This is a genomic window from Bacillus sp. JJ1474 (genome assembly GCF_036965225.1).
Lineage (GTDB): Bacteria > Bacillota > Bacilli > Bacillales > Cytobacillaceae > Cytobacillus.
The window spans coordinates 1-11894 of sequence record NZ_JBALPC010000032.1 but is presented as its reverse complement, the minus strand read 5'-3'; the positions used below and the strand labels follow the sequence as shown (position 1 = coordinate 11894).

6 protein-coding genes and 2 pseudogenes are annotated in these 11894 nt (G+C 39.5%); all 8 read right to left on the bottom strand.

Annotated elements, in window-relative coordinates; all coding sequences use genetic code 11:
• Positions 1 to 157: DUF6054 family protein (locus V7164_RS04985; protein ID WP_335353529.1), on the bottom strand; the 157-nt coding region annotated here is incomplete at its 3' end.
• A gap of 252 nt (positions 158 to 409) precedes the next feature.
• Positions 410 to 1189, bottom strand: a pseudogene (locus tag V7164_RS04980) (PhzF family phenazine biosynthesis protein).
• Positions 1190 to 1262: 73 nt separating this feature from the next.
• A complete protein-coding gene (locus tag V7164_RS04975; RefSeq protein WP_335353528.1) occupies positions 1263 to 1610 on the bottom strand; it encodes a VOC family protein in 348 nt (115 codons plus the stop codon).
• Positions 1611 to 1849: 239 nt separating this feature from the next.
• Positions 1850 to 2818: a tRNA dihydrouridine synthase gene (locus V7164_RS04970; protein ID WP_335353509.1), complete on the bottom strand. Its 969-nt coding sequence runs from the start codon at positions 2816 to 2818 to the stop codon at positions 1850 to 1852.
• A gap of 1193 nt (positions 2819 to 4011) precedes the next feature.
• A pseudogene (locus tag V7164_RS25640) lies at positions 4012 to 4090 on the bottom strand (peptidylprolyl isomerase); the annotation flags it as partial.
• A gap of 481 nt (positions 4091 to 4571) precedes the next feature.
• Positions 4572 to 6863: an FIMAH domain-containing protein gene (locus V7164_RS04960; protein ID WP_335353507.1), complete on the bottom strand. Its 2292-nt coding sequence runs from the start codon at positions 6861 to 6863 to the stop codon at positions 4572 to 4574.
• Positions 6864 to 8010: 1147 nt separating this feature from the next.
• A complete protein-coding gene (locus V7164_RS04955) occupies positions 8011 to 8913 on the bottom strand; it encodes a peptidylprolyl isomerase (RefSeq protein ID WP_335353506.1) in 903 nt (300 codons plus the stop codon).
• Positions 8914 to 9125: 212 nt separating this feature from the next.
• The gene (locus tag V7164_RS04950; protein ID WP_335353505.1) at positions 9126 to 11405 is read right to left on the bottom strand and encodes a M6 family metalloprotease domain-containing protein; all 2280 of its coding nucleotides are present in this window, start codon (positions 11403 to 11405) and stop codon (positions 9126 to 9128) included.
• Between the last annotated feature and the right edge of the window lie 489 nt (positions 11406 to 11894).

Genomic DNA, 11894 nt, shown 5'->3' with positions numbered 1-11894 from the left:
ATTTATCATAAACCCGAACTGCTATTTTAGTATCTCCAATAGTGTAGTTGCTTTCATCAACTAATCTCATACTTATTCCACTATTACCAATATCGTTTTCCAATTGATTAACCACTTTCTCAAATTGACCAACAATTGTCTTTTCATACTTTGCCATGATTACCCCATCTTCCCCCCATAATTAATTTTTTCGCTATATAATACGATTGTTCATTATTTTCGGTTTCTAGTATGGATTTATTTTATTGAATATTAATATTTCTAACAATATACTGGTAGACTCACGGTAAATGCAGATCCCTGATGTGATTTATTATTGAATAAACCTGCCCCTCCAATAAAAAATGCTATTCTCTTTATTGAAGAATAGCACCCGTCAGTAAGTTTTTAATTTGTTAAACAAATTTTCCTAAACATTTATATATCCTTCTAAATAAGATACAGCTTCTCCAGACATTTTTACCGTTTCACTTAAATCAGTACAATATAGCTTTCCGCCTCTTTCTGATAATTGCAATGCGACAAATTCATTTTTATTCAATCTATTCTTCCAATACGGAATTAACGTACAATGAGCGGAACCAGTAACGGGGTCTTCATCTATTCCTGCCTTTGGTGCAAAAAATCTTGATACGAAATCTACTTCTTTTCCTTTAGCTGTCACTATTACACCAAAACCATCTAGTTTTTTTAGTTCATCCATATTTAATTCAAGAGCTAAAATATCTTGTTCTGTATCAAATACCGCCAAATAGTCTCTTGCCTTATAGACCTCTTTAGGTTCTTTACCTAAACCTTTAATAAGTTCCTTTGGAGTATCGCATTTTTCTCATTCTCTAGAAGGAAAACTCAATGTAAATAGACCGCCATCCTTCAATACTTCTAAAAGTCCACTTTTTGTATGAAACTTTACATTCTTTAAATTTTCATCTAAATACGTGCATATTACATAAGCAGACGCTAATGTTGCGTGTCCACATAAGTCTATTTCCCCTTTTGGAGTGAACCATCTTAACTCATATTCATCATCTTTTTTTACAAAAAATGCGGTTTCAGATAAATTATTTTCTGCAGCAATCTTTTGCATTAAATCATCTTCTATCCATTCGTTTAATGGACATACTGCTGCTGGGTTTCCTTTAAATTGTTCATTTGTAAAAGCATCAATCTGATAAATCGGGATTCTCATTTTCTTAATCTCCTTGTTGTTCACTTAAACTAAGCACCCATGTATTCAACAAAATATGAATAATGACAACCCGTTATTTCTCCCATAGCTCCACCAGTCTGCCTTCAGGATCTTTAATCCAAATAAACTTACCAAATTCACTAATCTCTTTTTCCTTTACAAGAGGTACACCAATTTGTTCTAGATGCTCAAGAGTCTCGTTTAGATTATAAACTTGGAAATTTAACATCACTTGCTGTTCTGTTGGGAAGTAAGGGTCATCTTCAGTAAAGAAAGAAAAAATCGTTTTATTTTCTGAATGGGGTTTAATAATGGTCCCATTCCAATTATCAATTTCAATCTTCAACACTTCACTGTACCATTTTTTTATAGCATCTAGATTTTTAGTCCTCCAAAATATTCCCCCGATACCTTTTATCATCATAATAAACTCGCTCCCATCTCTAATTTCTTTTATTTTTCCATTAAATAAGGAATTCAAGAAATAAAAACAAATTCCTTCTTTATACAGATAGGTAAACAGTCATTATTGTTATTTCACCATAAAAAAGAAGTCTATCGATAGACTTCTTTTTTCACCTTTTTATTTTCCAACTCACACTGCGACATTTTCCACATGACTTGAATAGCGATCGCATGTGATAGAGTTTACCTTAGATATTAAAAATCATTCTCTAGCACAAAGTTATCAAGCAATGCTCGCACTTCATCTGTTGATTTCGTGTTCATCAATTGATTTCTTAATTCACTAGCTCCACGGAATCCTTTGACATAAATTTTGAAAAAGCGATGAAGCCCTGAGATTGAACGTGGCAGTACTTCCGCATATTGATCTTGAAGATCAAGTTGCAGTCTTAAAAGATCAAGGTATTCTTTACTGCTATGCTCTTTTGGCTCTTTTTCAAAAGCAAAAGGATTTTTAAAAATACCTCGCCCGATCATAACTCCATCAATACCATATTGTTCAGCGAGCTGTAGCCCAGTTTGTCGGTCAGGAATGTCTCCATTGATTGTTAGCAGCGTATCCGGTGCAATCGCGTCACGAAGTTTCTTTATCTCCGGAATCAGCTCCCAATGAGCATCGACTTGGCTCATTTCCTTTCTTGTACGCAGATGAATAGAAAGATTGGCGATGTCCTGTTTCAATATATGCGTTAGCCACGCCTGCCACTCCTCTACATCCGTGTAACCTAGCCTTGTCTTCACACTTACAGGCAGTCCTCCTGCTTTTGCTGCTTGTATTAAATCTGCTGCAACTTCCGGACGAAGAATCAGACCGGCTCCCTTCCCATTCGATGTCACATTAGGTACAGGACAGCCCATATTGATATCAATACCCCGAAATCCTAGTTCAGCCATACCGATACTCATTTTCCGAAAGTTTTCAGGTCTATCCCCCCATATATGAGCCACAATAGGTTGCTCATCTTCTGTAAAAGTCAAACGCCCACGCACACTTTGCTTCCCATCTGGGTGACAATAACTCTCCGAGTTTGTAAACTCTGTAAAAAACACATCAGGTCTGGCTGCTTTACTCACCACATGGCGAAAAACAACATCGGTCACATCTTCCATTGGTGCAAGTACAAAAAACGGTCTTGGTAATTCACTCCAAAAATTATCTATCATATATAAACTCAAACCTCTCTTATAAGAGTTAAACTCTCGTCTCAAATTTACATTGCAAGAATGTGCCTGCTTCTTTTAAAACATATACCATGCTTAAGCACTTTTTATCAAACTATAGAAAATTTTAAACATTATAAACCTTAAGTTCAACATGAAAAGTGCTAAGAAAATCAGTAAGATGCGATAGCTTGGGACAGAGGTTAAGTATTAATCCTGGTTTCTGCTGCTTATTGTTTGAAATACCCTTACTTCCTTACCTAAATATGTAGAAACAACCGTTTTAGGTGTTATTTCACTTTAACAATAATTTGTCTCCTTTACCGGGTCTCATTATAAACTACTTCATAAAAGAAATTTTAATGTGACAACGAGAACCATGCTATTAACATTAGGCAAAACTAAAAGATGTCCTAATCTTAAGAATTAACGCCTTTTTTCTTACTTTTCTAGTTGAGAATACCACTTGCAACCACGATGGTACTGTCCATTGTCCATATTCAATACATCTTTGTAAATCCGTTACAGGAAACGTAAAAAGACAACGCCCCAGAGGGTTAGTTGCCTTTCTTCTTTAAAATGAGTTGTGAAACTCACTCCACGTGTGCAAAATGTATGTGCAACACATGAGGTGCTGGTGAGTCATATTTTTTTATTTATTCGCATCCTACCTTTTGCAACTAAATCAATAGTAAAATTCCATCCAATAGGATATCAAGTCCTATTAGGCCATTTTCCATCAGTCGCCAGAAAGCCACCGAACACTTACTCGGATTTGACTCTCCCCATCTAGTAATTAACGGGTTACTAGGCAAGCAAAATAAAAAGGCCCCGGAACTTGCATCACCCGAGCCCAATCGTTTTGGTTGCTTTAATATTTCTCAATGACCTAAGGGTACCAATTTTGAAAGGCAATTCGAACGTCGAATTAAGACTCATCACAATCTTTATTAGCATAGATAACTATGTAATTGGTGTAAAGTTCAACGATAATCACAATAACTACTTATGGCTGAACATTTAACTTTGAGGGGGCATATTTGGTTGTTTTGGTTCTACATCCTTAAATGCATCTTCTTTTATCTCAATTTCTTTATTCAAATTGTTTAATATCTCCTGTATCGGTTTTGCGTCTTTTCCCATAAGCGCTTGTTTGATTTGATCTTTCACCTCGCTTAATGGTGTCTCCTTTCTATCTGTTACCTTGATGATGTGATAACCAAATATTGTCTTGACCGGCTCGCTCACTTCACCTTTTTTCAATTTCATAGCCGCTGCAAGACAATGAAAAAATGGCTAAAACTGGGGATCATTTTCTTCATTTATCTTCACTCCTACTTTTGACAACTTCCCAAAGTCATTGTCGCTGACGGATCTGACCTTGGTTTACCATCTAAATAAAAAGCTGAATAAGCTTTAAAATGCCTTCGATATTTTTATGGATATTTTAAAAACGTAACAATACAGGGAAAGAATAAATCAACCAATAATACCAATTGGGTTTTCCTGCTTAAATGAGGCGGGACAGTTCGCCTACTGTCCCGGCCATTTTATTGTTTTTGTTTCCTATGAGTATCATAAACTCACAAAATCGAGAAAATGGATATGAACAATGAAACCTTACCCTAGTTCAAGTTTGATAGAGAAGTCTATTCATTGATTTCCCATCTTCACGTTTTAAAAGTTTTTGAGCTCGTTACTCCCCGTAACAGGTCATCCCCGGCACAGGAGGTATATTCTGAACAGTGAATCTAACCTATTGCCAGATCTCAATCATTGCATCAGCATACGCTTTCAAACTGTTATACGCTTTTGCGGAGATTTGATTCGCATCTTTTTTAAGATCCAGGAATTCTTTAAAATCATTAATGTGTTTGACAACCTTATCCGCAGATCCTTTCTTTTCAAATTGATCGACGGAATTCAAATGTGCCTTCAATGCTTGCGCTGCACCTGCTTTGAAGGCTCCCTCGTTGGCAAAGCTATCAATAACAGAACTTAGACCGGTTGCGCTTAGGTTACCTGTCATAAGATTGGTCTCGGTAACGCTTTGATTAGAGTCTGTCTCTGAAGTAGCCGTAAAGGTAAGGTTTGCTGGAGCTTCCTTGCCCTTCGGAATTATCACGTATACCGCTACATCGACAGTTGCTCCGGGTTCCACAGCAAGTACGTTGTGATCAAGTTGAACTGTCCAATCATCACCTGCAGAAGCGTTGATGCGAATAAGATCCTTTGCATCGCCGGTATTAGTAACATTAAAATGATAGACTGCCACTTTGTCCTGTACGGCAGGTTGTACAGTGCCAGCGCTTACATTTACTCCGCGTTTAAAGGCACCTGAGCCCTCCGTGTTACGGACAGCAACCTGATAACGAAGTACGCCGTCATTGTCTTTGTGTTTCCCTAAAATGTAGATATGGAGTTTATTGTACGGATCGACGTACTCACTGACAACAGTATCTTTGTCAATGGAACCATCGAATTGGCCCTTGACCAAAGTTGCCCCACTCCCGGCTTTAAATAAAGCGTCGGCAAGCTGTCGCTCATCCCCTAAGGAAAGCATAGATGTTGTGCCATCAGGTCTTATGAAGTCAGGCAGATTAATATCTTCCGGGTGGGAATCAATAATCCAGACACTCGGGGCAGTTTCTGCATTTTTCGTTTTGGAAATCAATACGCCGGCATCGGATTGGAAGGAGTCTGCACCGACACGATCCACCACTTCAAGGGTGTAGTTATTGTACAATCTATTGCTTATTATATCGTTACGCCAGTCACCGGCAAGGTAATTAGTTGGTGTTAAATCGTTCATGCTGATGTTGATACCGTGGAGTCCGGACCGGCCGAAATTATCGCCAATCGGCACTTCGCGTGCGATAATATCTGCAAACACCGGCCCAGATTCTTTTAATTCATCACGGTTTAGCTCAAGGACTTCATCATCGGATAGAAATCCTTGTTTCATCTTATTTCGCAGCGTATGTGGAGCCGGTAAGGATCCACCCTGGGTGGCAGGAATAAAATAGCGCGTATGCGGGCCACCCGGTCCATTGAAGCTTCCGCTGGCCATTAATTCCCAATTTCCAGCATATGACCGGACTGGAGGGACCCCGAATGGGTTGTTGTAATTATCACCAAGAGATTGAAGATGACCGAATTCGTGGGCAAATGTAGCCAAACCATTACTTTCGCCTTGAATAGAAACACGAATCGTTTTACCGTTGATCCTTGCACTTGATGCGGAAGACCATATTGCTTTGGCCGCAAAATAGGAAGTCCATGGTACATAACGAGTTTTTGTCCAGTTTGGCAGGTTTTCAAATCCAGGTAAATCCGGAGGTCCAAATTCATCAGGCACCGACTCTGGATTAAGGAACATCATTTCACCGAATTCCTGCCATACGGCTGATTCGGCATAACCCGAATGAACAATGAACGCAAAGTCATATTCATTTCCAGATGCATTTATGTCGTCTGTGGCCGCATTTATACCATCCTGAAAAAGGTTTCCTCTTGTATAGTTACTTGGCAATGCACCAGTATTATGACTGCTCTCAAGCCCATACTGAAATTCATTTTTATCCAACCGGTAGGGACCATAAGCATCAAGGGTTACGCCCCATTTTCCATAGGAGTTCTCCTTCCAAAAACTATCCATCGTTTGGTAGTTATTTAGGGCACTTGGCTTGGTGAGAAAATCCTTAAAAAACTCCGGAACGTCCTCACGGGGAATTGATCCGATGCCCCTTGGATTACCAGCTGGATCAGAACCTTCGGGATCGCTAAGGATAAACCCCAGATCAGGGAAATCTACTAGAATCAATGCCCCTCTCAATTCCCTCTCCGCTTTGATGTCTGGGGCTTTCCAGTCTATTCCCGGGATCGGATTATAGTCATTCCATGTCAGATAATCGGTAAGAACCCAAGACTGGGGATCCACATGTTCGGGCATTTTATCCAGCCCAGGGTCCGCTGCAAAAGCGGATGTTGATGACATCGCAAGTAATATCGTGGTTGATAATGCGGCAATCTTAATTCTCAACTTCAAAGTAATTTGCCTCCCTATTGGATAATAACCCACTTTTTATGTAGGTTTTTTATTTTCGAATTCCCCTTGATCATTACGTTATATCGTCATTTCTTTATCGTTATTAGCCCCTTTATCGCCTCCTTACCTTTCACAGCTTAATTCATTACCTGGGTTTATCACCCCCCTCAAGCCATTGACCATATGGTCATTAATCGGACAATTCCTACAAAAAATGCCAACACCTTCATGGAATCTACTATTTTGGTAAGCTTGGCAATTTGCAAATAAAAGAATCTATTGGAATTTTGCCAGTCGCATAAGTATGATGATGTCTTTATAAAATATTTGATAGATTCTTTTAAACCTTGGTTTTAATTCTAAGCAATGCATAGTGAAAATCTTGCCATCTACTGGCGTTATAAAAAACTTTTAATTGCCAAAACCCTACATATAACTTGTTTAATAATTGGGAATCGACGTATTTACCAGTTACCTTTCAAAGTATTTGTCAATTGTTCATGGATTTTGACCTGCTTTGTTGGAATATATTTGGTATAAAAAAACTTACCGATCCCTTTAATGATCAAGCCCATGTAGGGTCTGACATTTTATACCCTCGGATATTGGCCTGTTATGGAATGGTTGGAGTAGTAGATGGATACCGAATGTAAAATGTTCTATCATTTGGAACAAAGGTAATACTTCAGATACAAATGACAATCAGGGGATATCCAAAAATGATTGTCTTAAAATGCGGAGTTGGAGGATTAAAGACATAATATTACGCGTGTTGATTATCCAAAATTAGGAGGAAGTGATGTATCTCTTCGCAACTGAACCCATTCCTTTGTCCGGTTTTTAATCTTTTAGAAAATAAGACATAGGGTTTTTCTGCAAAATTACGGTAATTGGCGAAGAGCCTTACATTTTTACCTAAGAAAAAATCGATTGAATAGTATTTTACTATCTTCAAGCATCATGCTTGGGTGAGGTTTTTTAATTATGTAATTGTTGTAAAGCTCGGTGATAATCATACCAACTACTTATGGCTGGAATGAGCACAATGATCTACAGTTCATCGACGCCTGAAACCCTTAAATCATTGGCTCAAATTCCATCATATGACTATCCGGCCATACTAACCAATCAGCAATGACCGAATATTTTAACTTTGAGGGGGAAGCTTTGGTTGTTGCGGTTCCACATCCTTAAATGCATCTTTTAATGCATCTTCTTTAATCTCAATTTCTTTATTCAAATTGTTTAATATCTCCTGTACATGTTTTGCCTCTTTTCCCATAAGCGCTTGTTTGATTTGATCTTTCACCTTGCTTAATGGCGTCACCTTTATATCTGTTACCTTAATGATGTGATAACCAAACATTGTCTTGACCGGTTCGCTCACTTCATCTTTTTTCAATTTCATAGCCGCAGCAAGAAATGTCGGATCCATTTCCTGGCTTCGCCCGGAAAGATAGCCCAAATCCCCGCCTTCTGCTCCAGACATCTTATCCGTCGATTTTGTTTTTGCCAATTCGGCAAAGTCGGTTCCTTTCATTAGTTCCTGTTCAATTTCTTTAGCAGTTGACTCCTCATCCACGAGAATATGGCTGGTTCTCACCTCCGTGTATTGGTCTTTATTTTGTTCATAGTAATCTGTTATTTGTTTATCTGATACCGTCACCCCGTCTGTTGTTGCTTTAAAGAAATAAATGGATTGTTTAATATAATCCTTTAATTCTTTTTCGTTTTTAAAGCCCTGTTTTTGTAGGAACATGTTAAATCCATCATTATCACCGGCCTGTTCCTTTATATCGTCCAGCCGTTGATTCACCTCTTTATCTGATACCTCATATTTACCTTCCAAAATTTGCATATAGACCAACTTCTGAATCAATTCTTTTCCCCGCTCGGAACTTATCACTTCTTTATATAAATCATCTTTTGTGATATTTCCATAACCCGTTTTAACAAGTACCTTGCTCCCTTCGCCAGAGGTTTGAGCCGAACAGGCACTAAGTAAAAATAACAATAATAAAATAGCAAAAACTGTGATCTTTTTCCTCAATTATCTTCACTCCTACTTAGCAACTTCCCAAAACCATTGCCGCTGACGAATCTGACTTGGGCTTATCATCCAGATAATCAGCTAAATAAGCAATTTTGATAGGGAGGTCCATTCATTAATTTCCTACCTTCATGATTTAAAAGATTTTGAGTTTTTCCCCCCGTACCAGGTCATCCTGGCACAGGAGGTATATTCTGAACAGTAAATCTAACCTATTGCCAGATCTCAATCATTGCATCGGCATACGCTTTCAAACTGTTATACGCTTTAGCGGAGATCTGATTCGCATCTTTTTTAAGATCCAGAAACTCTTTAAAATCATTAATGTGTTTAACAACCTTATCCGCAGATTCTTTCTTTTCAAATTGACTCACGGAATTCAAATGTGCCTTCAATGCTTGCGCTGCACCTGCTTTGAAAGCTCCCTCGTTGGCAAAGCTATCAATAACAGAACTTAGACCGGTTGCGCTTATATTACCTGTCATAAGATTGGTCTCGGTAACGCTTTGATTAGAGTCTGTCTCTGAAGTAGCCGTAAAGGTAAGGTTTGCTGGAGCTTTCTCGCCCTTCGGAATTTTCACGTATACCGGTACATCAACAGTTGCTCCGGGTTCCACAGCCAGTACGTTGTGATCAAGTTGAACTGTCCAATCATCACCTGCAGAAGCGTTGATGCGAATAAGATCCTTTGCATCGCCAGTATTAGTAACATTAAAATGATAGACTGCCACTTTGTCCTGTACGGCAGGTTGTACAGTGCCAGCGCTTACATTTACTCCGCGCTTAAAGGCACCTGAGCCCTCCGTGTTACGGACAGCAACCTGATAACGAAGTACGCCGTCATTGTCTTTGTGTTGCCCTAAAATGTAGAAATGAAGTTTATTGTATGGATCGATGTACTCACTGACAACAGTGTCTTTGCCAATAGAACCATCGAATTGCCCGGAGACCAAACTTGCCCCATTCCCAGCTTTGAATAAAGCATCAAGAGCTTGACGGGGGTCACCTTTGCCAACCATAGCTGTTGTGCCGTCAGGTCTTGTAAAGTCCTTCAGATTGATATCTTCGGGATGTGAATCAACTACCCAAATGAACGGGGCACTTTCCGCATTTTTCGTTTTGGCAATCAATACACCGGAGTCGGCTGCGAAGGAATCCGCACCAACGCGGTCTACCACTTCAAGGGTGTAGTTATTGTACACTGCTTTTGATGGCATATCGTTACGCCAGTCACCGGTAAGATAATTGGTTGGTGTTAAATCGTTCATGCTGATGTTGATACCGTGGAGTCCGGTTCGGCCGAATTCACTTCCAATTGGTGCTTGGCGCGCGGTAATATCCGCAAACACCGGCCCAGATTCTTTTAATCCATCGCGGTTTAGCTGCAGGACCTCATCACCGGATACAAATCCTTGTTTCATCTTATTTCGAAGCATATGTGGTGCCGGTAACGAAGCACCAAGGGTAGACGGAATCATCCAGCGGGTGTGCGTTCCACCGGGGCCATTGAATGATCCACGGCTCATCGTTTCCCAATAACCCGAATAGGTTCTGGGGTCAAGAGCCGCATTATTATAGTTATCGCCAAGGCCCTTTAGATGGCCAAATTCGTGAGCAAAAACGGCCATGCCATCACTTTCGCCTTGAATAGAAACACGAATTGTTTTGCCATTTATCCTTGCACTGGATGCGGCGGACCAAATAGTTTTGGCTGCATACCAGGAAGTCCATGGTACATAACGAGTTGATGCCCAGTTTGGCATGGTTTCAAATCCAGGTAAATCCGGCGGCCCAAATTCAGCAGGCACCGACTCTGGATTCATAAACATCATTTCGCCAAGTTCCTGCCATACTGTTGATTCATCATAGCCGGCATGAACGATGAACGCAAAGTCATATTCCTTTCCAGATGCGGTTATGTCGGTTGCTGCTGCATTTACGCCATCCGTAAAAAGGTTTCCACTAGCATAATTCTTTGGCAGGAAACCAGCATTCATACTGTTAAGCCCATACTGAAATTCGTATTTATCCAAGCGGTAGGGACCATAAGAATCTAGAGTTACGCCCCATTTTCCATGAGAGTTTTCCTTCCAAAAGCCATCGATTGTCTGATAGTTGTTGAGTTCGCTAGGTACATTCAAGAAATTCTTCCACCATTCCCCAAGTTCTTCACGAGGAACAGCATCGACTTGTGGGTTACCGATGAGCTCTGAACCCTTGGGCATGGTCAAGATAAAATCCTGACCAGGAAAGTCGACCAAAATCAAGGCCCCTTTAAGTTCTGTTTCCGGTTGAATATCCGCGGTATTCCAGTTAATACCAGGTACTGAATTATAATCATTCCACGTCATATTATCCGGGTTCACCCATGACAGGGGATCCACAGGGCCGGGCATTTTATCCAGCCCAGGTTCCACAGCAAATGCGGCTGTTGAAGACATCGCAAGCAATATAGTGGTCGTTAATGCAGCAATCTTACCTCTAAGCTTCAAAGTAATTCTCCTCCCTCTTGGAACATTCCCTACTTTATGTAGGTTTTTGTTTTCAAACTCCCCTTGATGATTACGCTATTTCATCATTTCTATATCGTTATTTGTCCCATTAACGCCCCCTTTCACAGCTTAATGCCTTACCTGGGTTTATCCCCCCCTCAAAGCCATAAACCATATAGCCATAACTCGGACAACACATGCAAAAAATGCCAACCCCTTCATGAAATCTACTATTTTGTTAGCTTGGCAATTGCAAAAAAAGAATCTTCCATCGGAAGTTTACTATGCGCGTAAATATGATGATTTCTCTATAAAATATTTAATAGATTCTTTTAAACCTTGGTGATAATTCTAAGTAATATTTTGTGAATATTTTGACTATTTTTGTTATTATAAAAAACTTTTTAATCGACAACACCCTTCATGCAACTTGTTTAATAGTTAGGAATCGACGTATTTAACGGTTACCTTTCAAAGTATTTGTCAATT